The sequence below is a fragment of the Brevibacterium antiquum genome, assembly GCF_016107655.1.
Lineage (GTDB): Bacteria > Actinomycetota > Actinomycetes > Actinomycetales > Brevibacteriaceae > Brevibacterium > Brevibacterium antiquum.
The window spans coordinates 1-24,680 of record NZ_JABASX010000016.1 but is presented as its reverse complement, the minus strand read 5'-3'; the positions used below and the strand labels follow the sequence as shown (position 1 = coordinate 24,680).

The 24,680-nt window shown below is 63.5% G+C and carries 18 protein-coding genes; 10 read left to right on the top strand and 8 right to left on the bottom strand.

Annotated elements, in window-relative coordinates:
* Nucleotides 1-197: 197 nt before the first annotated feature.
* The 3 genes from JFC13_RS18930 to JFC13_RS18920 are packed head-to-tail and all read right to left on the bottom strand — an operon-like array spanning nt 198 to nt 3,470.
* Entirely contained in the window at nt 198-1,748 is a 1,551-nt protein-coding gene (locus JFC13_RS18930; RefSeq protein ID WP_198398581.1) for a tripartite tricarboxylate transporter permease, read from the bottom strand.
* Nucleotide 1,749: 1 nt separating this feature from the next.
* Nucleotides 1,750-2,427, bottom strand: coding sequence for a tripartite tricarboxylate transporter TctB family protein (locus tag JFC13_RS18925; protein ID WP_198398580.1), 678 nt, complete (start codon nt 2,425-2,427; stop codon nt 1,750-1,752).
* Entirely contained in the window at nt 2,424-3,470 is a 1,047-nt protein-coding gene (locus tag JFC13_RS18920; RefSeq protein ID WP_198398579.1) for a Bug family tripartite tricarboxylate transporter substrate binding protein, read from the bottom strand. The genes JFC13_RS18925 and JFC13_RS18920 overlap by 4 nt, the downstream gene beginning before the upstream one ends.
* A gap of 233 nt (nt 3,471-3,703) precedes the next feature.
* Here JFC13_RS18920 and JFC13_RS18915 point away from each other — a divergent pair, with 233 nt between their 5' ends.
* The 4 genes from JFC13_RS18915 to JFC13_RS18900 all read left to right on the top strand — a co-directional run bounded on the left by JFC13_RS18915 (nt 3,704) and on the right by JFC13_RS18900 (nt 9,286).
* On the top strand, nt 3,704-6,025 hold the full coding sequence (locus JFC13_RS18915; RefSeq protein ID WP_198398578.1) for a S9 family peptidase: 2,322 nt from the start codon (nt 3,704-3,706) through the stop codon (nt 6,023-6,025).
* 334 nt (nt 6,026-6,359) lie between these two features.
* A complete protein-coding gene (locus tag JFC13_RS18910) occupies nt 6,360-7,346 on the top strand; it encodes an ABC transporter substrate-binding protein (RefSeq protein ID WP_198398577.1) in 987 nt (328 codons plus the stop codon).
* A gap of 81 nt (nt 7,347-7,427) precedes the next feature.
* Nucleotides 7,428-8,489 (top strand): ABC transporter permease, encoded by a 1,062-nt coding sequence (locus tag JFC13_RS18905; RefSeq protein WP_198398576.1) that lies wholly within the window; start codon nt 7,428-7,430, stop codon nt 8,487-8,489.
* Between the two features lie 5 nt (nt 8,490-8,494).
* A complete protein-coding gene (locus JFC13_RS18900; RefSeq protein ID WP_198398575.1) occupies nt 8,495-9,286 on the top strand; it encodes an ABC transporter ATP-binding protein in 792 nt (263 codons plus the stop codon).
* An 11-nt stretch (nt 9,287-9,297) separates the two neighbouring features.
* Here JFC13_RS18900 and JFC13_RS18895 read toward each other — a convergent pair whose 3' ends face one another.
* Nucleotides 9,298-10,287: an alpha/beta fold hydrolase gene (locus tag JFC13_RS18895; protein WP_232488807.1), complete on the bottom strand. Its 990-nt coding sequence runs from the start codon at nt 10,285-10,287 to the stop codon at nt 9,298-9,300.
* Nucleotides 10,288-10,340: 53 nt separating this feature from the next.
* On the opposite strand from JFC13_RS18895, the gene JFC13_RS18890 reads away from it, so the two are divergent.
* Both JFC13_RS18890 and JFC13_RS18885 read left to right on the top strand, forming a co-directional pair.
* Entirely contained in the window at nt 10,341-10,946 is a 606-nt protein-coding gene (locus JFC13_RS18890; protein ID WP_198398574.1) for a TetR/AcrR family transcriptional regulator, read from the top strand.
* Between the two features lie 301 nt (nt 10,947-11,247).
* On the top strand, nt 11,248-13,446 hold the full coding sequence (locus JFC13_RS18885; protein WP_198398573.1) for a BCCT family transporter: 2,199 nt from the start codon (nt 11,248-11,250) through the stop codon (nt 13,444-13,446).
* On the opposite strand, the gene JFC13_RS18880 is transcribed toward JFC13_RS18885, so the two are convergent.
* Nucleotides 13,405-14,451 (bottom strand): SUMF1/EgtB/PvdO family nonheme iron enzyme, encoded by a 1,047-nt coding sequence (locus JFC13_RS18880; RefSeq protein ID WP_332839471.1) that lies wholly within the window; start codon nt 14,449-14,451, stop codon nt 13,405-13,407. The two genes, JFC13_RS18885 and JFC13_RS18880, sit on opposite strands and share 42 nt — an antisense overlap.
* Nucleotides 14,452-14,580: 129 nt before the next feature.
* Between JFC13_RS18880 and betC the strand changes: the two genes are divergently transcribed.
* Nucleotides 14,581-16,122: a choline-sulfatase gene (gene betC, locus JFC13_RS18875; protein WP_332839470.1), complete on the top strand. Its 1,542-nt coding sequence runs from the start codon at nt 14,581-14,583 to the stop codon at nt 16,120-16,122.
* 296 nt (nt 16,123-16,418) lie between these two features.
* A complete protein-coding gene (locus tag JFC13_RS18870) occupies nt 16,419-17,819 on the top strand; it encodes a TIGR01777 family oxidoreductase (protein WP_198398572.1) in 1,401 nt (466 codons plus the stop codon).
* Between the two features lie 15 nt (nt 17,820-17,834).
* Here JFC13_RS18870 and JFC13_RS18865 read toward each other — a convergent pair whose 3' ends face one another.
* Nucleotides 17,835-19,064, bottom strand: a complete 1,230-nt coding sequence (locus tag JFC13_RS18865; RefSeq protein ID WP_198398571.1) for a cobalamin-independent methionine synthase II family protein — start codon at nt 19,062-19,064, stop codon at nt 17,835-17,837.
* 169 nt (nt 19,065-19,233) lie between these two features.
* Between JFC13_RS18865 and JFC13_RS18860 the strand changes: the two genes are divergently transcribed.
* The gene (locus tag JFC13_RS18860; protein ID WP_198398570.1) at nt 19,234-19,917 is read left to right on the top strand and encodes a hypothetical protein; all 684 of its coding nucleotides are present in this window, start codon (nt 19,234-19,236) and stop codon (nt 19,915-19,917) included.
* A 61-nt stretch (nt 19,918-19,978) separates the two neighbouring features.
* On the opposite strand, the gene purL is transcribed toward JFC13_RS18860, so the two are convergent.
* On the bottom strand, nt 19,979-22,345 hold the full coding sequence (gene purL / locus JFC13_RS18855) for a phosphoribosylformylglycinamidine synthase subunit PurL (RefSeq protein WP_198398569.1): 2,367 nt from the start codon (nt 22,343-22,345) through the stop codon (nt 19,979-19,981).
* A 171-nt stretch (nt 22,346-22,516) separates the two neighbouring features.
* Here purL and trhO point away from each other — a divergent pair, with 171 nt between their 5' ends.
* The gene (trhO, locus tag JFC13_RS18850) at nt 22,517-23,428 is read left to right on the top strand and encodes an oxygen-dependent tRNA uridine(34) hydroxylase TrhO (protein ID WP_198398568.1); all 912 of its coding nucleotides are present in this window, start codon (nt 22,517-22,519) and stop codon (nt 23,426-23,428) included.
* Between the two features lie 33 nt (nt 23,429-23,461).
* Here trhO and JFC13_RS18845 read toward each other — a convergent pair whose 3' ends face one another.
* The gene (locus JFC13_RS18845) at nt 23,462-24,481 is read right to left on the bottom strand and encodes an epimerase (protein ID WP_198398567.1); all 1,020 of its coding nucleotides are present in this window, start codon (nt 24,479-24,481) and stop codon (nt 23,462-23,464) included.
* Nucleotides 24,482-24,680 lie beyond the last annotated feature (199 nt).

The following is a 24,680-nucleotide window of genomic DNA, read 5'->3' as shown; positions in this document are numbered from 1 at the left end:
GTCCTACGACGAGGTTGCCGTCTGAACACAGAACTGCAGTGGGGAGCCGATCGATCTCGTCAAGAGAATCGACCGGCTCCCCACTGCAATTCGCGCCTCAGCTCCTGCCAGGCCACCGCGATCGAACCTGCCGGTCCACTGCGACCGAACCTTCAGTTCCGTTGCCGAGGGCCGAGCGGGCCCCTGGGCTCAGGTGATCAGCGCTGCGACGAACCCATCGGAGAGAGCATCTCCTGAGTCGTCTGCTTCTGCCGTCTGCGCGCCAGCACACGACCGATGCCCGTGTAGAGCAGCGCACCGATGAGGATGACGTAGAGGACGATCGTGATCGGTGAGGACACGAGGACCGAGACATCGTTGCCCGACGCCAACAGGGCATCGCGCAGGCTGGACTCGGCCAGCGGGCCGAGGACCATGCCGATCATCAGCGGCGCCAGCGGCACACCGTAGCGCTTGAGCACGAAGCTGATGATGCCGATTCCCAGCAGGATCATGAGCTCGAACTGCGACGCCGAGGTGGCATAGATGCCCAGCCCGCAGAACACGGCGATGCCGCCGTAGAGGTAGGGATCCGGGATCTTGAGCAGCTTCGCCCACAGGGGAGCGAAGGGCAGGTTGATGATGAGCAGCACGATCATGGCGATGAAGAAGCTCGCCAGCAGACCCCAGACGAGTTCCGGGGACCGGTCGAAGAGCAGCGGTCCCGGCTGCAGACCGTACTGACGGAATGCGGCGAGCATGATCGCAGCCGTCGCGGAAATCGGCAGACCCAGGGCCAACAGGGCACCCATGGCGATGCCGGTCGTGGCAGAACCTGCCGACTCGGGCCCGGCCAGGCCGCGGATGGCACCCTTGTCACCGAACTGCGGATCCTTGCGCTTCGAGTCGAGTTTGCGCTCAAGGCCATAGGACATGAACGTCGGCACATCGGCACCGCCGACGGGGATCACACCGAAGGGCAGACCGATCGCTGTGCCGCGCAGCCACGCGGGCAGCGCCTCGCCGAACTCCTTGCGGGAGAGGAATGGGCGACCCGATGAGTTGATCGTATTGTCGTTGACCTTGCGGCGGATCCGGGAGGCGATGAAGAAGACCTCGCCCAGGGCCAGCATCGCCACGGTCACCGTGACCAGTGAAACTCCGTCGAAGAGTTCGGGGACACCCATGGTGAAACGCTCGGTGCCGGAGACCGAATCGATGCCGATGACCGAGAAGCCGATTCCGAGCACCAGAGCCATAAGGCCCTTGAGCACGGAGTCAGCGACGACCGACGAGGTCGCGACGAAGGCGAAGAGGGCGAGTGCGAAGAACTCGGCGGGACCGAAGTTCGTCGAGAAGTCGGCCAGAGCCGGGGCGACGAAGACGACGAGGCAGCAGGAGATGAATCCGCCGATGAACGCACCGATCGCGGCCGTGGCAAGAGCCTGCGGCGCTCGCCCGTTGCGGGCCATCTTGTGGCCCTCGAACGTCGAGGCGATCGCCGATGCCTGGCCGGGGGTGTTCATGAGGATGGCCATGGTGGAGTCGCCGAAGAGACCGCCGAAGTAGACGCCGGCGAACATGATGAACGCGCCGGTCGGGTCGAGGGCGAAGGTCATCGGCAGCAGCAGGGCCACGGCCATCGATGAGCCCAGGCCCGGCAGGACGCCGACGGCTGTGCCGAGGAAGCAGCCGACGAGGACCCACAGCAGGTTCATCGGCGTCAGTGCGTGTGTGAAACCTTCGAAGAGGGACATGAGAGCGTCCATATCAGAAGCCACCTCCCAGAATTCCCGAAGGAAGATTGAGCCCCAGCAGCACCGAGAACGCGATGTAGACCAGGGATGAGAATGTCAGCGCCATGGTGAGGTCGAACAGGGGTCGCTTTGAGCCCATCGACCTGGCCACGCACCAGAACAGGAGTGCCGCGGCGAGGATCCACCCGGCGAACTCGAGGATGAGGGCGAATGCCGCGAATCCGCCGGCGCCCCAGGCCAGAGACACGAAGTCGCTGTGCGTGCGGTGGCGCGAATTGGCGGCCCGCGCCTCGGCGAGTGCCTTGCGATCCTGGGCCGGTTCATCCTCTTCATGCGGGTCGAGACGTGAGGCCGACACCGCTGACGTCACAGGAGTCGAGAACGCCTTCTTCTCCTCCACCTCGGCGGGAAGATCATCTTCGACATCGACGGGTTCGGGATTGCGGATATAGGCGATCGTCAGCAGGATCGTGAGCACGTAGCCGACGATCATGATGATCATCGGGAAGAACTGCGGCCCCGGCGGATCGGTGTCCTCGGCAATGTCCATCGTGATGATGCCGATGAGCAGGTAGGTCGAGAACCCTGCCATGATGAGGGGGACCAGGAGACCTGATCGGCCCTGCCACCAGGTCCCGGCGCCGAGGTGGGCCGTCCTGGTCCTTTTCTTCGTTGACGTCTGAGCGCTCACAGTCCCAACTCCTTCAGCAGCTTCTCGATCCGGGAGGTGTCCTCTTTGATGAATTCTTTGAACTCATCACCCGTCAGCCACACGTCCGTCCATTTGTTGCGTTCGAGGGCATCTGCCCATTCCGCGCTGTCGCGAGTCTGCTTGAGAATGTCGACAAGCTGTGAGGCCTCGTCCTCGGTGATGCCTGGGGCGCCCAGCCAGCCGCGCCAGTTGGTCAGCGTCACCTTGTAGCCCTGTTCGGTCATCGTGGGGACGTCGTCGAAACCGGCGATGCGCTTCGGTGCGGCCACGCCGATTGCTTTGACGCGCCCGGCCTCGATCTGGTCAGAGACCTCGTTGAAGCCACAGGAGGCGAAGTCCGTGGTGCCCGAGAGCAGAGTCTGGATCGCTTCACCGCCGCCGGATTTGGGGATGTAGGTGATGCTCGAGGCAGGAATGTCGGCCAGCAGCGCCAGCTGGGCGATCGTGAGGTGATCGACTGAACCGGCGGAGCCGCCGGTCCAGACGAACCCTTCCGGGTCCTTCTTCCAGGCGCTGATGACGTCGTCGATCGTGTCGTAGGGGGAATCGGCGGCGGCGATGAGCACGTCGTAGTCCTCCGCGACCCTGGCAAGCAAGGTCGTGTCATCGAACCCGACGGGTGACTTGTTGAGTGCAATGCCGCCGACCATCGCGGTGCCTGTGGCCAGAATGGTGTCGGCCTGCCCGCCCATGGTGGAGAACTTGCCGAGACCGATGGTGCCACCGGCTCCGGGGATGTTGACGACTTGGGCGTTGTTGGCCAGCTTGTTCGCGCGCATGGCCTGTTGGGTCTCCCGGGCGAACCCGTCCCAACCGCCACCGGCACCGGCTGGTGCGATGAGCGTGAGGTTGGAGGAGAGGTCACCCTTGGCTGTTGCGGCTCTGACCGAGTAAGTGGTGGCCGTCCCGATGGCTGCCACTGCGATTGCGCCGTAGGCGATTCGGCCGAACATGCGCCGAGTCGGATGGGGCGGCGCGGCCCCTGGATCTGCGCCAGGATCTGAGGCGGATTGGTTCGTCATTGACCAAACTTTCATATCTGTTGTGAACTGCATGTGAGGCTCGTCATAGCTTAGATTGATGCAGGTCACATTACGCGCTTGTGCGCACTGATCGCGTTCTGCTCATTCTGCTCACCTTGGCGCGAGGGTGGTCCGGTACTGGAGCGTCGCGAGGGCATCCGGTCCCAGCGGTGTTTCAGGTGCTTCGTCATCCTGTACTGCGTCGTCGGCATCGAGGTAGCTAGGCTGGGACCATGAACGACACTGCCCCCAGCGCCCCCGTGGCCAAGAAGATCCCCCATGAGCGCACCCATCACGGCCACACCTTCGTCGACGACTACGAATGGATGCGAGAGAAGGAGTCCCCGGAGGTCATCGCCCACCTCGAGTCCGAGAACGAGTGGACGCAGTCCCAGACCTCCCACCTCGAGTCACTGCGGGAGTCAATATTCACCGAGATCAAGACCCGCATCAAGGAAACCGACATGTCGGTGCCGACCAGGCGCGGCAGCTACTGGTACTTCTCCCGAACGAAGGCCGGGCTCGACTACGGGATCAGTGTTCGCGTGCCCATCGCGGACGTCGATGACTGGACTCCGCCCGAGGTCGGCGAGGAGACGCTTCCCGGCGAAGAAGTCATCTTCGACTCGAATATCGCTGCCGAAGGCCAGGAGTTCTTCTCACTGGGCACCTTCTCGCTGACCGACGACGGCCGGTATCTGCTCTTCGGCGTGGACAACTCCGGGGACGAGCGGTACACACTGAGACTGCGCGACCTGAGCACAGGCGAGGATCTGCCCGACACCGTCGACGGCACATTCGCCGGAGCCTCGATCGACCCCACCGGCTGCTACATCTTCTACACCACCGTCGACGAGGCTTGGCGACCGGAGAAGGTCTGGCGTCACAGTGTCGGCACCGACAGCAGTGACGATGTCTGCATCTTCCACGAGCCCGACGAGCGCTTCTTCGTCGGCTCGGGATTCTCCCGCTCGGGCAAATACATGTTCATCGTCACCGGGTCCAAGACCACCACAGGCTTCTGGTCGCTTGAAGCCGATGACCTCGAATCGGCACCGCAGGTCGTCTGGCCCCGCGTCGACGGGGTCGAATACTCTGTGGAGCACGCGATCATCGCCGGTGAGGATCGCTTCCTCATCACACACAACCAGGAGCGCGAGGACTTCGACATCGTCGACGTGCCCGTCTCCGATCCAGCCGGTACAGCACGCGAAAGCGTCGACGCCGTCGACGAACCGGACACCATCGCAGAGCCTGCCGACATCGGCCGACCGGTGCTGGCAGATGTCGAGGGTCTGCGCATCGAAGACGTCGACGCCTTCGAGGACTTCGTCGTCATCAGCTACCGCCGAGGCGGTTTCGCCCGCGTCGGCATCGTTGAGCTCGCGTCCGAAGGCTCCGGGGCCGCAGTCGGCAACGCTGGTTCCGGAGCCGGCAGCACTTCCGAAGCCGGGGCCGCATCACCGTACGGTCCGCTGCAGGAGCTCCCGTTCGACCGCGAAACCGGAACCCTGGGATTCTCCGGCAATCCCGAGTTCACACAGACGAGTATCCGACTGCTCTTCACCTCCATGTCCACACCCGCTGTGATCTATCAGCACAGCGTGGCAGCCGGCACTGACACGGTCCTCAAGCGCCAGCCCGTCCTCGGCTCGGTCGACCTCGACCGCTACAGCGAATCCCTCGTCTGGGCCAGTGCCGAGGACGGAACTCAGGTTCCGATCTCGATGGTCTATCGCACTGACCTCGTCGCACTTGCCGACGGCGCCACCACCTCGGCGACCACAGCCTCGGCGAGGGAGACCGACGCCCACGAAGCAGTCCCCGTCGAGCCTGCGCCTTTGGTGCTCTACGGGTACGGCTCCTATGAGATGAGCATGGACCCGTACTTCTCCGTGTCCCGGCTCTCCCTGCTCGACCGCGGGGTCGTCTTCGCCATCGCCCACGTGCGCGGCGGCGGCGAGATGGGCCGCCATTGGTACGACCAGGGCAAGACCACGACGAAGAAGAACACCTTCACCGACTTCATCGCCGCCGGACGCCACCTCGTCGCCGAGGGGTGGACGAGCCCGGACAGGCTCGTCGCCACCGGGGGGTCGGCCGGAGGGCTGCTGATGGGAGCGGTGACGAACATGGCACCGGACCTCTTCGCCGGGGTCAGCGCCCATGTGCCCTTCGTCGACGCACTGACGTCGATCCTCATGCCCGAACTTCCGCTGACCGTCATCGAATGGGAGGAGTGGGGAGACCCGCTCCATGACCAGGACGTCTATGAGTACATGCGCTCCTATTCTCCCTACGAGAACGTCGCCGAGGTGGCCCATCCGAAGATCTTGGCCGTGACCTCTCTCAACGACACCCGAGTCCTCTACGTCGAACCAGCCAAATGGGTTGCCCGACTGCGTGAGGTCGGAGCCGATGTGCTGCTCAAGACTGAAATGGTCGCCGGTCACGGGGGTGCGTCGGGACGTTATGACTCCTGGAAGGAGACGGCCTTCGACTTCGCGTGGATCCTTGATGTGCTGGGCCGATCGGACGTCGACATCGATGCCTGATCCTCTGGTACGGCGTCCCCGCGGGGACGCCGTACCAGGACGCTTGGGTGCCGGATGTGCGGCGCCAGGGGACGTTTGTCGCGACAGATAACAATACTGGGACGATTGTCTCCAAAACCTTGTTTTGGTCGGTCGTGTCAGCGGCGCCCAATAGAGTGGTTGTCATCACAGTCGCACCCCTGACCGACTGCGCAATCAGAATGATCTGAGCTGCGTCGGTGCGTGGGTCGTCTGCAGTTCCATGTGCGGCCCACCGATGGGTCCGACCGGGAACAAATGACAGGGTTCGTCCCGGTTCTGCGCAGGTGGACCGGTTTTTTCAAAGGGGAGAAGTATGCGTCTCAGGCATCTGGCCACAGCGATTGTGGCGGTGAGTTCGGTTATTGCGGTGTCAGCATGTTCGGGCGGAGACGGCTCCAGCGGTGGCGGGGAGGGCGGCGATTCCTACTCGATCGGCATCTCCCAGCTGGTTCAGCACCCGGCGCTCGACGCGGCCAGCGCAGGATTCAAGAAGTCCTTCGAAGATGCTGACGTCACCGTCGAATGGGACGAACAGAATGCTCAGGGCGAGCAGGCCAACGCGACCTCGATCGCGCAGACATTTGCCAACGAAGACCTCGACCTCGTCCTCGCAGTGGCCACCCCTGCCGCACAGGCAGCGGCACAGGCTATCACCAACGTTCCCGTGCTCTTCACCGCCGTTACCGACGCCCAAGAAGCAGGTCTCGTGAAGTCCGACGATGCACCGGGAGCCAACGTCACCGGCACCTCCGACCTCAACCCGGTCGCCGAACAGCTCCAATTGGTCAAGGATCTCAAGCCTGACGCCAAGTCCGTCGGCATCGTCTACAGCTCCGGCGAGGTCAACTCGGAGGTGCAGGTCAAACTCGCGAAGAAGGCCGCGAAGGACATGGGTGTCGAGATCAAGGAAGCCACGATCGCCAACTCCAGTGAGCTGGCGCAGGCTGTGGACTCCCTCGGCAAGGTCGACGCCTACTATGTTCCGACTGACAACAACGTCGTCTCCGCTGTCACGACCATGGTCCAGGCAGCTGAGAAGAACAAGGCGCTCCTTGTCGGTTCTGAAGCGGGCCAGGTGGAACAGGGTGCGGCGATCACTCGCGGCATCGACTACACGAAGCTGGGTGAGCAGACCGGCAGGATGGCGCTGAAGATCCTCCAAGATGGTGAGAAGCCCGCCGACATGCCGGTGGAGACCAGCTCCGATCTCGAGCTCGTCGTCAACCCGAAGGCCGCCAAGGCCCAGGGTGTCGAGATTCCGAAGAAGATCATCGACGAAGCCGACAAGGTCATCGACTGATCGACCCCCGTCGCCGGCCGAGACACGGGATCGGTCGGCGACACCAACTCACGCCTCACATCACCACCTGATCGGAAACACATGTTCGGAGCACTGGAACTCGGGCTCATCTACGGAGCGATGGCGCTCGGGGTCTACTTGACCTTCAAGGTTCTCAACTTCCCCGACCTCACCGTCGACGGAAGCTTCACGACGGGTGGTGCCACCGCAGCATCCTTGATCATCGCCGGGGTCAACCCCTTCCTGGCGACCCTGGCAGCCATCGGCGCAGGACTCATCGCCGGCTACATCACCGGACTCCTCCACACCAAGGGCGGCATCGACGGCCTGCTCGCCGGAATCCTGACAATGATCGGACTGTGGTCGATCAATCTGCGGATCATGGGCAAAGCCAATCTCCCGCTCCTGCGAGAAGAGACCGTGTTCACCCCGCTGCGGGAGAACATGTGGCTGGGCACCTGGGTCTCCATCGCAGTGCTCCTCATCTTCACCCTGATTCTGAAATTCGCCATCGACTGGTTCCTCACCACCGACCTGGGCCTGGCGATCCAGGCCAACGGCAACAACCGACAGATGATCCGCAGCCTCGGCGTGAATACCGACAACACGACGATGCTCACCCTGGCCCTGTCCAACGGCTTCGTCGCACTCTGCGGCGCGCTCATCGCCCAATACCAGGGATTCTCCGACATCAGCATGGGCATCGGCCTCATCCTCGTCGGACTCGCCTCGGTCATCCTGGGGCAGGCAGTCTTCGGCAGCCGCAATATCTTCATGGCCAGTCTCGGAGCTCTCATGGGCTCGGTCATCTACCGCCTCATCATCTTCCTGGCGCTGCGTGCTGGTCTCGACACCAACGACATGAAGCTGACAACTGCACTGCTCGTCGTGGTCGCACTGCTGCTGCCCCGGTGGGGGTTCCTCAAGCGAGTACCGTCGCTGAGATCGCGTGGCAATCGAGCCGCGTCAGGATCTGCGGCAGCCGACGATCCTGCCAACGAGGCGGGTGCCCAAGTGCCCGCCGGCACAGTCGACGTCCCCGCCGGCACAGTCGACGTCCCCGCTGGGAACAGCGACGTCCCCGCGGGGACGTCTGCGAGGACCACAGGAACCGCTGCCGCGTCAGATCCGAAGGAGGACTGAGACACATGCTGAAGATCGACACCATCTCGAAGACCTTCTTCCCCGGCACCGTCAACGAACGCAAGGCTCTGCAGAATCTGTCGCTCGAGCTCGAAGAATCCGATTTCGTCACCGTCATCGGCTCCAACGGCGCAGGAAAGTCGACGCTGCTCAACACGATCTCGGGCCGACTGCCCATCGACTCGGGATCGATCACGATCGACGGCGCCGAGGTGTCCCGGATGCCCGAATACAAACGGGCCAAATATCTGGGCCGGGTATTCCAGGACCCGATGGCCGGCACCGCACCGGACCTCACGATCGAACAGAACCTGTCACTGGCACTCAAACGCGGAAAGGCACGTGGGCTGGGACGAGGAACCACCTCGGCGAGGCGGGACCTGTTCAGCGATGAGCTTGCCACTTTGGAACTCGGCCTGGAGAGCCGGTTGAAGACCAAGGTGGGCCTGCTCTCCGGTGGACAGCGCCAAGCGCTGAGCCTGCTCATGGCCGGATTCACCCAGCCTCGCATCCTGCTCCTCGACGAGCACACGGCGGCACTCGACCCCCAGCGTGCGGCACTCGTGACGGACCTGACGCAGAAGATCGTGTCGAATGACGGGCTGACCACGCTCATGGTCACGCACAACATGGAGCAGGCGATCGCGCTGGGCAACCGACTCATCATGATGCACGAAGGCGAAATCATCTACCAGGCTTCGGCCGAAGAGAAGAAGACGCTGACGGTGAAGACTCTGCTGGGCGAGTTCTCTAAACTCAAGGGCGCGACACTGGGGGACCGGGCGCTGCTGAACTGACCTGCCGCCGGTCACCGTCGAGTGATGAATTCCTCGATGTCGGCTGCGACTTCTTCTGGGTATTCTCCGGTGACAGCGTGTGAGGCGTCTTCATAGACATGCACCGCGCCAGTACCCAGGGTTCGCCTTGCCGTGGCCGAGGCAGTTTGCGGGTCATGCATGACCGAGCGTCCCGCAATGATCGCGAGCACCGGCATCGACAGGTCCGACAGCTGTCCCTCGGTGATCCGGGACGGCTGGGGCTTCTTCATGGCGTAATGATGCATCCCGGACGCGATCATGTCGGCTACCGGGACATCCTCGACCTCGATGCCGCCGGCCGTGTACGAATTGAACGCATCCCGTCCGGCCTTGGGCATCCACGGAACCGTTGCGGGGATCGCACGAAGGATCGTCTCCACTGGTATGCCGTCAAAGGTCTGTACGGGATCGATGAGGGTCAGAGTCCGCACATGCTGCGGATGACGGATGGCGAGATTGGCCGCCGTCCATCCCCCGAGCGAGAGCCCGACCAGGTTCACCGAATCCTCTGGAAGCGCAGCGATCGTCTCAGCGAGCCAAGCGGTCTCATCTTCGGTATCGGTGATCGGCGCACTCTGCACGCTCCGACCCGGTTCACCGAGGAGATCGAGGGTGTAGACATCGGCGATCCGGAGCAGAGACGGCATGTTGTCTGCCCAGACCGGAGTCGACGAGGCGGTTCCGGGGAGCAGCATCATCGGCGCGGCGTCGCCGGTTCCTTCGAAGCGATAGACCCGGACGAATCCGAAGTCGGTGCGTATGTCCATGGTGTCTGCAGGCTTCGGCATGCTGGCGAAAGCTGCGTTGTAGGCGGAGTCGAATTCTGCCTCTCCCTCGGCGCTGTCCCAGTGGCCGACGGGCGAGGGAGCCCGGAGGAAGTAGCCGATGGCAACCGCGGCAACAATGGCCGAGGCTATCGGCACGAGCACCCGTGGGCGCAGCATTCGGCGTCTGGGGGTTTGGATATCGTGATCCGTCATCAGCACTCCTCTACCGATCGGTCAGTGAATCAACCGTAGAGTATGATCGCGGTATGGGACAAGACTCCACGAAGGATGAAGAGCAGGATCGGCAGTTGACCTTCACACAGCGAGCACGGCGCGCACAGATCATCGACGTCACGATCGAGCTGCTCGCCGAGCACGGATTCTCCGGTGTGTCACTGTCTCAGATCGCTGATAGTGCAGGGGTGACCAAGCCGACTGTCCTGTATCACTTCACCGACAAGGCCACTCTTGTCCGTGGCGCCTATCAGCATGTGCTCGACGCTATGGTCGAATCGGTCGGAGAAGCTGTTGCCTCCGCCGAGGTGGCCGAGAGGCCGAGTGTCTATGTGCGATCCATAGTCGCCTATTTCGTCAGCCATCGCAGTCACTCCCGACTGAGCGTCGAAGCACTGATCCACGGCGAGGCAGGAACAGACAGCTCCGCAAGGTGGAAGCCTGTGGCTGAGCTCCTCAAATCGGCACGCGAAGCGCGCGGAGTGAAAGGTCCGTCCGATTCGCGGACTGCTGCACTCATCATCGGCGGAGCCATTGACGCTGTCGTCGGCGAGGCACTCGAGGACCCTGGATACGACGCCGTTGCCGCGAGCGAGGAGATCGTGGATCTCGTCGAGCAGCGTTTCCTCACCGACTGACCCGGAGCGGCACGAACCTTCGTGCGATTGTGTGGGGCGCCGCAGCAAGATGGCAGGATTCCTTTGAGAAGCTCTCAGGAAGCTGTTAGGGTCCGAAGCTATGGCACAGACTGGTATCTTCAGGGCAGACCTCTGTGCCCGGACCCTTTCTGCCACACGCACAGCACCCCATCCCACTGCCGGTTTCGCCAATGATTCCTGGGAGGGCGCAGCAATCGGGTGGTGCGGTTCAGAGCCATAGACAACTCTGGCAACTTTCGATCATCCGTTTCCTCGACGATTGAGAAAGGGCCATCGCTGCATGTCCGATGACTCCACCCCAGACACATCCAGACCTACGGGAACCGACGCTGATACTACGGGAACCGACACTTCGGCAACAGGTGCCGACACCTCGGCGACCACCGCACCGACCCTCGGCACTGACGGTTCCGGCTCCCTGCGCCCCGAGCGCAAGGCTTCCCGCGAGAAGCTCAAGGCCGATGCCCGACGAGTGAGCCGCGAGACAGGGAAGGGCTTGGGCAAACTCGACTACAGTCGCCCCAGGCATCCTGCCGAGAATGAGCCGGAGAACAACACCCAGTACCCGCACAACACCCACCCGATCCTGGTCCCGGGAATCGCGATCGACGAACAGCGTCGCCGCTACTCCCTTGACAAGATCATCTTCGCCGTCGCCGGCACTCTCACCGTTGCCTTCGTGATCTGGGGCATCGTCGATTCGGACGGCGTCTCCACGGTGGCCACAGCCGCCTATGACTGGTCGACGATGAACGTCGGCTGGTTCTTCAACCTCGTGGCGATCATCGTTCTCGTCGCGCTGATCATTCTCGCGTTCTCCCCCTACGGCAAGATTCCGCTGGGCAAGGACGATGAGAAGGCCGAGTTCAGCACCTTCTCGTGGGTGGCGATGCTCTTCGCCGCCGGCATCGGGATCGGCGTGCTCTTCTTCGGACCATCGGAGCCGCTCACCTACTTCGTGTCCCCGCCGCCGATGACGAACGCTCCGGAAACCACCGAGGCACTGCACGGCGCCATGGCCCAGACATACTTCCACTGGGGCTTCCATGCGTGGGCAATGTACGCTCTCGTCGGCGGTGCGATCGCCTATGCTGCCTACCGGCGCGGTCGCTCTCTGCTCCTGTCCTCGATCTTCCAGACTCTCTTCGGCAAGCGCCACACCGAGGGCTTCGCAGGGAAGCTCGTCGACATCTTCGCGATCGTAGCGACCCTGTTCGGCACCGCGGCGGCATTGGGCATCGCTGCGATGCAGATCGGTTCCGGCGTCAGCATCGTCAGCGGCGTCGGTGAGATGACGAACAACATGCTCGTCGTCATCATCTGTGTCCTCACTCTCGGCTTCATCATCTCCGCAGTCTCTGGTGTCTCAAAGGGCATCCGTTACCTGTCGAGCATCAACATCATCCTCACCGTAGGAATCGTGGGCCTCGTGCTCTTCCTCGGACCGACACTGTTCCTGCTCAACCTTCTCCCCTCGGCGCTGATGGAATACTTCGGCTCGCTCTTCGACATGATGGGCAAGTCACTGTCCTGGGGATCGGAGACACAGGAGTTCCAATCCGTGTGGACGGTCTACTACTGGGCATGGTGGATCTCCTGGTCGCCGTTCGTCGGCACATTCATCGCCCGCATCTCGCGCGGGCGCAGCATTCGGCAGTTCATCCTGGGCACGATCTTCATTCCCTCGACGCTTCTCTTCGTGGCCTACGGCATCATGGGCGGAACGTCGATCTGGATGTACCGGGAAGGCGCGGCCGGATTCACCGACAGCATGGCCGCCCCCGAAGTGTTCTTCACCCTCATCGACAATCTGCCCTACGTCGAGTGGCTGCCCTTCGTCGCGATCGTCGTACTCGCCATCTTCTTCATCACCTCTGCGGACTCCGCTTCGATCGTGATGGGAATGCTCACGAGTCGCGGCGACCAGGAACCCAGGAAATGGGTTGTGGTCTTCTGGGGTCTCGTGATGTCCGGCATCGCGGTGGTCATGCTGCTGCTGGGAAATGCCAATGCACTGGAAGGTCTGCAGCAGCTCGTCATCGTCACCGCAGTGCCGTTCGCCGTCGTCATGCTGTTCATCATCATTGCCTGGTTCAAAGAACTGCGCACCGACCCGCTGGCATTGCGGCGTCAGTACGCGCAGAACGCTGTGGACAATGCGGTAGTCGAAGGTGCCGACCGATTCGGTGACGACTTCGCCCTCCAGGTCGTGCAGACCGAACCGGGTGATGGAGCCAACGGCGGCATCGACTCCGAGCATGGGGACTACACCGATTGGTACCAGCGCACCAATGCCGACGGCGAACCGGTCGGCTACGACTACGAAACCGGGCAGTGGGCCGATGGGTGGACGCCGGAGGAAGGTGACGCCGAGGTGGATGGCTCCGAAACCACCACCGCCGAGGCGGACGCGAAGTCCGACACCATCTCGGCGAGTTCAGAGGTCGAGGGCAAGACGGAATCCCGTGTGACCGAGTGAAGTGTCCGGTGTCGCGGCCGAGCGTGCCGAGGTCCGGTACCTGCGGCAGTACGAGTCATGGCACATATAGGACCCGCCACGCAGCACCGGGCGCTGGTCGTGGTCGCTGAAGTGACTGCTCGTCCACTCCCATACGTTTCCGGTCGTGTTGTGCAGACCGAAGCCGTTGGGAGGAAACGCGTCGGCGGGAACGGTGCCGACCGGCGCCGTCGGTCCGCTGGGGAAGACACCGGCGAAGGTGTTCATGCGGGCCAGGCCGTCGGGTTCGCGCACCGCACCCCAGGGAAAGGGCTGCTGCTCAAGGCCGCCGCGGGAGGCGAACTCCCACTCGGCTTCGGTCGGCAGCCGGGCACCCACCCACTGCGCATAGGCCTCGGCGTCGGTGTGGGAGACATGGGTGACCGGATGCCTGGCCCACTGTTCGAGAGTCGAACCTTCGAGACTCGAGCCCGGAACACCCGCCGCACCTGCCGCACCGGTCGGCCCGGGTCCGCCGGGGTGGAGCCAGGAAGCCCCTGTGACCTGACGCCACCAGGGGGTAGCCTGCACAGAGGGAGAGGTCTCGGCCAGACCTTCGGCCACCAGGCCGGTGAAGACCAAGGAGTCACCATGAGTTTCGGCATCAGTGCGATGACCCGTCGCTGCAACGAACGCGGCGAATTCTGCGACTGTGACGGTCGTCGCGCCGATGGCGAAACCCTCGACGCCGACTTCGCGGACCGGGCCTTCACCGTCCTCGGGATAGGCCAGCGGGTCCTCGCTGCCCATGAGGAATGTGCCGCCGCTGAGACCGATCATCGCCAGATCCTGCGGGGCCAGCGCCGCGAGCTCGGTCAGCAGCTGCCGATCGGGAGCGGACACGGTGGTCGATTCCCGGCTCGACATTCGCACCTCGGCGGGGGATTCTTCTTCCTCAACACCCACCTCGGCGGACCCAGGACTGCCCTGGCTCGCTCCGACGGGCGAGTTCCGTGCCGGGCCACAGCATGAGGCCAATGTCGCCACCTTCAATCCACATCTGAGAACCGGATTCACAAGAATCTGTTCCAACTGCCACACCTGCGCAGGTCTTCAACGCAGCTGACTTCGCAGACCATGCTTTCACAAGCAGACCATACGTTTTTGAGAAAGGACGTGACCAAGCATATGCAACCGCCGAACATCGTAGTGATCCAGGCCGACCAGATGGCCGCACAGGCACTGGGCGCCTATGGGGACACCGCCGCGCTGACCCCGAACATGGACTCATTGGCCGAGGACGGAGCGGTCTTCGATCGCGCCTACTGCAACACCCCGCTGTGCTCACCCTCGCGAGCGTCGATGATGACCGGTCGGATGCCCTCCGACATCGACTGCCTCGACAACGGCGACGACTTCGCCGCCTCGGTGCCGACGTTCGCCCACCGCCTGCGCAAGCTCGGGTACCACACCGCGCTCATCGGGCGGATGCACTTCATCGGTCCCGACCAGCACCACGGGTTCGAAGAGCGCCTGACGAGCGACGTCTACCCGGCCGACCTCGACATGGTTCCCGACTGGCAGCGTCCCCTCGACCAGAAGCTCCAGTGGTATCACGAAGCCGATCCCGTGTTCACCGCCGGTGCCGCGAAGGCGAACGTCCAGCAGGACTTCGACGACGAGGTGATCTTCCGGACCCTGCGTCACCTCAACGGCCGGGTCCGCGCCAACCAGGCCGCCGGTGAGAACCAGCCGTTCCTCATGGTCACCTCGTTCATCCACCCGCACGATCCGTACGAGCCGCCGCGGGAGCACTGGGACAGATTCGCCGAGGTGGACATCCCGGACCCAGCCCACCCCGAGGTCCCCGACATCGCCGAGGACCCGCACAGCCACCGACTGCGCACGATGAGCGGTCTGGACAAACGGGAGCCGGGAACCGAGGACATCCGTCGGGCCCGCCGCGCCTACTATGCGGCGGTGAGCTACATCGACGATCACATCGGCAAGATCCGCCAGCGTCTGCGCGAGCTCGACCTGGAGAACAACACGGTCATCATCGTCACCAGCGACCATGGAGACATGCTGGGGGAGAAGGGCCTGTGGTACAAGATGTCCCCGTACGAGCAGTCCTCCCGTGTCCCGCTCATCATCAACGGCCCCGCCGAGGCGGTCACGCCGGGTCGGTATGCCAACCCCGTCAGCCTCGTCGACCTGATGCCGACTCTGCTGGAGCTGGCAGGAACCTCGGACCCCGATGCGACAGGTGTCTCTCTGTTCGAGTCGGCTCGGCGGGAAGCCGCAGGGGAGACGGAACCTGCCGATCGTGACGTCATCATCGAGTACTTCGCCGAGGGCACATACCGACCGCAGGTGACGCTCATCCGCGGACAGTACAAGCTGACGATCTGCCCGGGAGATCCGGAGCTGCTCTTCGACCTCGAAACGGATCCGGACGAGCTGGTCAACCGTGCCGGCGACGCCGGATATGCGGAGCTCGTGGCCACGATGCGAGCCGAGCTCGATTCGCGCTATGACCTCGAACATCTTGAGGAGCATGTGCTGGGCAGTCAGTCGAGCCGCCAGCTCGTCGCCGATGCGCTCAAGATCGGCACGGTCCGGCACTGGGACTACGATCCGGAACCCGAGAACGGCTACGTTCGCGGAGACTTCTGGACCGCGTTCAGGTTCGGAAAGATCCCCGACACCACCGCCTGAGGACGGGCATGGGCCCTGCGGGGCCTGAGCCTCACGCACCAGCCGTGACGTTTCATCGCGCGCAGATCGCAGCGTCGAGAGCAGACTGTATACCCTCTGCTTTCGACGCTGCGGTCGTCTTTCGGTGAGATCGAGTCGAGATCGAGACGAGATCGAGACGAGATCGAGACGAGGGAGTGGCGGATCCCCGGCTCGAGCCGACCTCCACCTCGGCAGGAATAATTCACTCAGGGTTGGGCGAGTTGCAGGTCACACTCTCAGACTCCGGTGGCATCATCTGGAGTAGGAGGGATGTCATGACCAATTTCGAGTGGACATCTGAAGTCCCGCTGGCCGCGGAGACGACGTATCTGTGGCACGCACAGCCCGGAGCACTGACCAGGCTGTCCCCGCACTGGGCGCAAGAGATCGTCGAGGAGAGCTACCCTCCGCTCGCGCCCGGGTCGGTGGCCCAGGTCAAGACCAGTGTGCCCGGCAGCTATGGCCTCGTGCGACGACCATTCAGTTCGGTGCATTCCGAGGGCCCCTCCCGGTTCTCGTTCGTCGATGAGCTCAAGAAGGGCCCACTGAGCCAGTGGAAGCACACCCACGAATTCTCCTCAGTCGCCGGGGGAACCAAGATCGACGACCACATCGAGTTCTCGATGGCACCGGCGGGCTTCGACTCGATCGACCGCAGCCTCATCCACAACTTGGAAGCGACTTTCGAGGCCAGACAACAGCGCATGCTCATGGACATCAAGTTTCTCGAACGCATGAACGCACCACTGCTGGCACGCAAGAAGGGCAAACGCATCCTCATCGCCGGCGGCAGCGGACTCGTCGGCCGGCAGGTCGCGGCACTCTTCTCCACCGCAGGACATTTCGTGCGTCTGCTCGTGCGTCGCACTCCGAAGGTCGAATACGAATCTCACTGGAATCCCGGACTGGGAATCATCAACCCGCGCGACCTGGCCTGGGCGGATGCGGTCGTCCACCTCGGCGGGCGCACCATCGCCACCCGGTTCACGAAGAAGGCGAAAGAGGAGATCCGTTCCTCACGCATCGACTCGACGACCCTGCTGGCGGAGACGATGCGCACCTTGCCCGAGGCGAAACGACCCGAAGTCTTCGTCTGCGCCTCCGCCGTCGGGATCTACGGATCCCACGCTGAAGAGCCGGTGGACGAGACCGCTCCGGCCGGGGACGGATTCCTCGCCGAGGTGTGCCAGGAATGGGAAGCCGCGGCCGCCCGTGTCGAAGAGCTGGGCATCCGCCGGGTCTCGATCCGATCTGGCATTGCGCTGACCTCACTGAGTGGATTCCTCAAGCTCCAGACGCCTCTGTACCTGGCTGGCGCCGGAGGGCGCTTGGGCAGCGGTGAACAGGGGCTGGCCTGGGTCTCCCTCGACGATCTGGCCAGATCATATGTTCATGCGGTGCTCACCGACTATGTCCGCGGACCCGTCAACGCGGTGGCCCCGGACATGATCTCGCAGCAGGAGTTCGCCGAGGCGCTCGCCGCCCACCTGCACCGCCCGGCCCGCATCCCCACGCCCGGTTTCGTCACCGAGCTGGTGCTCGGGGCCGACGGAGCCAAGGAACTCGCCCTGGCCGACCAGAAGGTGCGTCCGGAGAAGCTGGAAGAGACCGGATACCAGTTCGCCCACCCCACGCTGTCCGACTGCCTCGAGGAGGAACTCGGCAGCGGAGCGTGAAGTGGGCGAAAGGTTTCAGAGACGCTTTCCGGCGATCTCGGCTCCGGCGGTCAGCGACTGCAGCTTCGCAATAGCGATCTCAGGGTGGACGCGTCCGCCCAGGCCGCAGTCCGTCGAGGCCATGACATTGTCGGGACCGACGAGCTTCGCGAAACGTTCGATGCGATCGGCGACGAGTTCGGGATGCTCGACGACATTCGTGGAGTGGGAGACGATGCCCGGGATGAGGTACTTGCCCTCGGGCAGCTTCGTGTCCTCCCAGATCCGCCATTCGTGTTCGTGGCGGACGTTGGCCGCCTCGAAGGTGATGCCCGCGGCATTGAGCGTGAGCACCTGGTCGACGATCTCCTTGAACGGCAGATCCGTCACGTGCGGACCGTGCCAGGAACCCCAGCAGGTGTGGATGCGGACCTGGGCCGGATCAATGCCGCGCAGTGCGTGGTTGAGTGCATCGATGCGGACCTGAATGAAGGACCGGTAGTCGGCGAAGGACGGTTCCGGGTTGATCTGGTCGAAGTTCTCGGCCAGGGAAGGATCGTCGATCTGAACGGTCAGACCTGCCTCGGTGATGGCGAGGTATTCCTCACGCAGCACATCGGCCCACGCCCAGATGAACTCCTCATCGGTCTTGTAGTACTCATTGGCGATGCGTGAGGCCGAACCGGGGGACAGGGCGTTGATGTAGCCGTCGCGCTCACCGTATCCGGCGGCTGCGAGGCCGGCCTTGAGGTTGGCGATGTCGCTGGCGACCTGGTCCTGGCCCACGTAGCTGATGGCGCTGGTGGCCTTGGGGAACTGCGGCTGGTGGCCGGTGTCGGTGCCGGCGTTGGCATCGCCGTAGACGCCGGGGAAGAGGTTGCGGTCGCGACGGTCGCCGAAGCTGGTCAGCACCGGCTTGCCCGGCTCGGAGCGAACCGCCGGGGCATCCCACTTGTCGACATTGTCGAGTTCGAGTCCGCCGGTGCGGGCGAAGGAGTAGTGCCACCAGGCGCCGTAGTCGAAGTCCGCGGCCATCGAATGGCCGTACTCCCCGTCGTTGGGGTTCGAGATGCCGAGATCCTTCTGGCGCTTGACGAGGTCGGCCACGCTGGCCGCGAGGAGCTCGTCGAATTCCTGCGTCTGAGCGTCGGAGACGGTTTCACCGGCGAGGCGAGCGTGGTTCTGAGCCTGCTTGACCTTGTTGGCTTCGATGAGTTCGGGGGTGCGGGGTAAGGATCCTGCGTGCGAGGTGCGGATCGTGGCCATCTGGGTGACTCCTCTGGTTGTTCGGCGGCAATTCAGCCGCAGCGTTCTCCCTCAGGCAATCACATAAGCGGTCCCGCATGCGAGGGGTTTGTCATGTTGGGTCACGTGCTGCGGCTTTCACCTGCTCGAAAGGATGCGGTCCTCGCCTTCACGGACCTACAGTGATGACATGAGCCAGCAGGCTTCCCCGGGAGGATACGCACGCGCAGCCGGTCCAGGGTGGACGGCGCGAATCCTGTTCTGGGCTGCCATAACCATCGGCTCATTGCCGGAATTCGTGTTGATGCCGATGATGATCGAAGGAGCGCGCCCCGAATTCTTCACCCTGTATCCGGCCGTGACCGTTGTGGTCGCGCTCCTTGAACTCGTCCTCGGCGTCGTCGCGCTGCTCATCGTGAAAGCCAGTCCGATGACCATGCGACTATTCGGGATGGGGCTGCTCATTGTCAGCAGCATCTACGCATTCGCCGTGCCTCATCTGCTGCCGATCATCGTGAACCGTGTTGTCGGCAGCGTCGATCTGGCGATGAACATCCAGAGCATCATCTGGACCTTCCACGGCGGCGTCGTGCTGGCCGGACTGCTCATCGCCTGGAACCTCGCACGAAACCGAGCCTGGTGGACGCACCTCGTAGCCGCCGGCTATGCGATGTGCACGGGACTCGTCGTCTCCTTCGTCGAATGGGCGATGAACTCGCTCGGTTCCTCGTTCGCGACGTCAATGGTCCTCACACAGTTCGTCTTGCTGAGTGTGTCATTTGGCGGCCTGGGACTGCTGCACGGGCTCGGCCGGGTGGCGGAACATCGGATCGCTATGCCGAGGCCAGTGCACGCTCGATCGCCGAGGCAGTGACGAGCAGGCGGGTTCCGTAGAGTTCGCCGAGGTTGCTGCTGACCCTGGCGACCGGTCCGGCTCAGCCGAAGTGCTTCGGCAGCGTCCCCTCGTGAGTCTCGCGCAGCTCGTCGAGTCCGATCTCGAAGTGATCGACGACCTCGAGGACAGGTGCCTCGTCGCCGGTGTCGGTCATCCCGATGCGGATGAACGGGAAATGCCTGGCGGTGCACATGTCCTTGAAGCGGACCTCTTCGGACCGCGGCACGGCCACGATCGCTCGCGCGGTGGACTCGGAGAACAGAGCGGTGAACACGTCGATGTCGTCGCGTTCGCACACCTCGTCGAGCCAGATGCGGGCACCGGTGCCGAAGCGCAGGCAGGATTCGATGAGTGCCTGCGACAGACCGCCCTCTGACAGGTCGTGCGCGGCATCGATCATGCCGTCACGCGAGGAGTTGATGAGGATCTCACCGAGTTCCTTCTCCGTGCCCGGCTTGTACTGCGGAGGCACTCCGCCGAGGTGGCCGGCAGTCACGTCGGCCCACGCCGAACCGTCGAGTTCGGCTTCGGTCGTTCCGAGCAGGTAGATGGTCTGGCCCGGTTCCTTCCAGCCGCTGGGTGTGGCGCGGGTGACGTCGTCGAAGACGCCGAGGACACCGACGACTGGGGTCGGGTGGATGGCTACGCCACCGGTCTGGTTGTAGAGGGAGACGTTGCCGCCGGTCACGGGAATGCCCAGGTCCTGGCACGCCTCGGCGAGGCCCTCGACTGCGGCCGCGAACTGCCACATGATCTCAGGATCCTCGGGGGAGCCGAAGTTGAGGCAGTCAGTGACGGCGCGCGGGATGGCCCCGGCGGTGGTGACGTTGCGGTAGGCCTCGGCCAGCGCCAGCGCTGCGCCGCGGGCCGGATCGAGGTAGCAGTAGCGACCGTTGGCGTCGGTGGCGATGGCCACGCCGAGGCCGGACTCCTCGTCGACGCGAATGACTCCCGCATCGTCGGGGAACGCCTGGGCGGTGTTGCCCTGCACGTATTTGTCGTACTGGGAGGTGATCCAGTTCTTCGACGCCAGGTTCGGTGCGCCTGCGAGCTGGAGGACGGTCGCGCGCAGCTGCTCGTCGCCCTCGGGCTTGACCAGTCCAGCGGATTCCACGGTGTTCGCCGCGACCTCGGCAGTCCATGATGGCTCGGCCATCGGACGTTCGTAGACGGGGCCGTCGTGGGCGACCGAGCGAGGCGGCACATCGACGATGACGTCTCCGTGCCATTCGATGATGAGGCGTTCGGAGTCGGTGACCTCGCCGAGGACGGAGGTTTCGACGTCCCATTTACCCACGATCGCCAGGAAGTCGTCGAGGCGTTCGGGGGTGACAACGGCCATCATCCGCTCCTGGGACTCCGACATGAGGATCTCCTCAGGGGTCAGAGTCTCATCGCGCAGCAGTACGTCGTCGAGGGCGATGTGCATACCGCCGTCGCCGTTCGAGGCCAGCTCGGAGGTGGCGCAGCTGATGCCGGCAGCACCGAGGTCCTGGATGCCTTCGACAACGCCTGCGTGGAAGAGTTCGAGGCAGCATTCGATGAGGACCTTCTCTGCGAAGGGGTCGCCGACCTGCACAGCTGGACGCTTCGAAGGTTTGGTGTCGTCGAAGGACTCCGAGGCGAGGATCGAGGCTCCGCCGATGCCGTCGCCACCGGTGCGGGCACCGAAGAGGATGACCTTGTTGCCCTTGCCCGAAGCATTGGCCAGACGGATGTCCTCGTGGCGCATGACGCCGACTGCGAGGGCGTTGACCAGGGGGTTTCCCTGGTAGACGGAGTCGAAGACGGTCTCGCCGCCGATGTTGGGCAGACCGAGGGAGTTGCCGTAGTTGCTGATTCCTGAGACGACTCCGTGGAGCACGCGAGAGGTGTCGGGGTGGTCGATGGCTCCGAAGCGCAGCTGATCCATCACGGCCACGGGGCGCGCGCCCATCGAGATGATGTCGCGCACGATTCCGCCTACGCCGGTGGCAGCACCCTGGTGGGGCTCGACGTAGCTGGGGTGGTTGTGGGACTCGACCTTGAAGGTCACGGCCCAGCCGTCGCCGATGTCGACGACGCCGGCGTTCTCGCCGATGCCCACGAGCAGGTGCTTCTTCATGTCCTCGGTGACCTTGTCGCCGAACTTCGACAGGTGGACCTTCGAGGACTTGTAGGAGCAGTGCTCGGACCACATGACCGAGTACATCGCCAACTCCGCCGAGGTGGGGCGACGTCCCAGGATCTCGCGGATCTGCGCGTACTCGTCGGCCTTCAGTCCGAGGTCGGCATAGGGCTGGTCCACGTCGGGATTCGCAGCAGCGAACTCGACGGTCTCCTTGACCTTCTTGGAGGCGGCCTGATCGGTTTCGATCTGCTGGGATTCGACCTGCGTGGAATTCGCAGAGTTGAGGTTACTCGACATGTCCTCTTAACGGCCCTTTCATACGACACGGCATCAGGGCCAATCTTAGCCGTGGTGCGGGGGAGGGGAAGAAACCGGTCTCATCGATGAGTGGATGATGTGATCGAGGCGACCAGTAGTCTGCGCCACATGCGGGTACCACCCGAGGTCTCGACCACTAGAATATGGGCCATGGCAACTCCCAAAATCGTCTTGTTCTACGTCTTCACCCCCTTGGCGGACCCAGAGGCAGTCAAGCTGTGGCAACATACTCTGGCCGAGAGTCTCGGCCTCAAGGGGCGCGTGATCGTGTCGAAGGACGGCATCAACGCCACCATCGGCGGTGACATCTTCGACGTCAAACAGTATGTGCGGGCGACGCGATCCTATGAACCGTTCAAGAAGGCCGACATCAAATGGTCCAACGGCGAAGGAGACGATTTCCCCCGCCTGAGCGTCAAGGTCCGACCCGAGCTCGTGACCTTCGGCACCGACGACGAGATCACCGTGACCGAGAGTGGAGTCGAAGGCGGCGGCGAGCATCTCAAACCGGGAGCCCTGCACAAACTCCTCGACGAACGCGGCGATGATGTCGTCTTCTTCGACGGTCGCAATGCGATGGAGGCTCAGATCGGGAAGTTCCGCGATGCGATCGTGCCCGAGACGGACACCACCAAGGACTTCATCGCCGAGATCGAATCGGGCAAGTACGACGACCTCAAGGACAAACCGGTCGTCACCTACTGCACCGGCGGCATCCGCTGCGAGGTCCTGTCCGTGCTGATGAAGAACCGTGGCTTCGAAGAGGTCTACCAGCTCGACGGCGGCATCGTCCGCTATGGAGAGACCTTCGGCAACACCGGGTACTGGGACGGTTCCCTCTACGTCTTCGATAAGCGCATGCACGTGGAGTTCGGCGAAGGAGCCGAATCGATCGGTCACTGCGTCGCGTGTGAGAAGGCAACCCCGAACTTCGTCAACTGCGCGAACCTGGACTGCCGTGAGCAGTACCTGCGCTGTGAGGACTGCACGGAGAAGAACCGTCAGCCCTACTGCCCCGATTGTGTGCAGGCCGGTATCCCCGCCGAGGTGACCGCCGGCTGACGCCGTCCGTGCCGGATCCGTGTGGTGCAGCTTCTACTGAAGCAGGCTCTTCGTGGCCGCACCGATATCCGTCCACCTGAACTCGAACCCTGCCTGCTCCAGCCGCTTGGGCAGCACCCAGCGGCTCTTGAGCACCAGCTCCGATTCCTGTCGGAGGACGATCATCCCGATTTCCAAGAGCCAGCGTGGTGCCGGAATGCCGATCGGCATCCGGACGGCTCGTCTCAGGGCAGCCATCAGCGAGGTGTTGTCCGAGACGCCGGGACTCGAGACGTTGATAGGACCGGTGATCTCCTCGTGGGCATCGATGAAACGGATCGCACGCACAACATCGTCGATGTGCACCCAGCTGAACCTCTGCTTCCCATGACTGAGCGGATGTCCTCGCCAGACCTCAGGTCCTGACGCCTCGGGTCCGATGCCGCGGTAGCGAGTGTGGCCGAACCAGCGCCCTTCCAGCTGGGGACCGCCGGCGCCGGATCTGGCTGCGGTCGCGAGCATGTTCAACGCCGCGCCGTCCCCGAGCACGATCGCCATCCGCAAAGCGACCCGCCTGGTCTGGAGGAGATCACCACGGAAGAATTCTCGCTCCCAGCCTTTGGCCACATCAACCGAGAAGCCCTCACCGATGTCCCCGTCGGTCTCGGTCTGCGGCCGGTCCATGGCATGACGGTAGACAGTGGCCGTGCTCGAGTTGATCCACAGACGCGGTGGCGCCGAGGCGGCCCTGACCGCATTGTTCAAGGTCCGAGTCGTCGTCACTCGTGAGTCCCAGACCTCCTGCCGGTTGCGATCGTTGTATCGACACCCTACGCTGCGGCCGGCGAAGTTGATGAGCAGATCGGCGCCATCGATCATGGCAGCGATTCCTGCCGGATCGTCCCAGGAGACATGTGTGCCCGAGGATGCGGCCCGCCCGATGGTGCGCACCTGGTAACCCCAGGCCCGAAGGGGAGCAAGGAGCGATCTGCCGATGAAGCCGGAGGCTCCGGCGATGACAGCTATCGGTGCTGAGCCGTGGTCGGGACGAGGAGAAACATTTTCCGCAGACATGAAGCGACCGTAACACCGGCAGAACCAAGCATCGGCGAGGTTCTGATCGCACCGATCCCCGGTATTCCGGGGCCCGAGGCTCCCGCAATAGTCCTGGTGACGGGCGTCACGCCCAGTTTTCCGGTTTCGAGTTGCACGAGCGTCCTGGCCTGGTCTAGAGTTGTATCTCGTTGCCCCGCAGAAAACGAGTTCTTCGAGA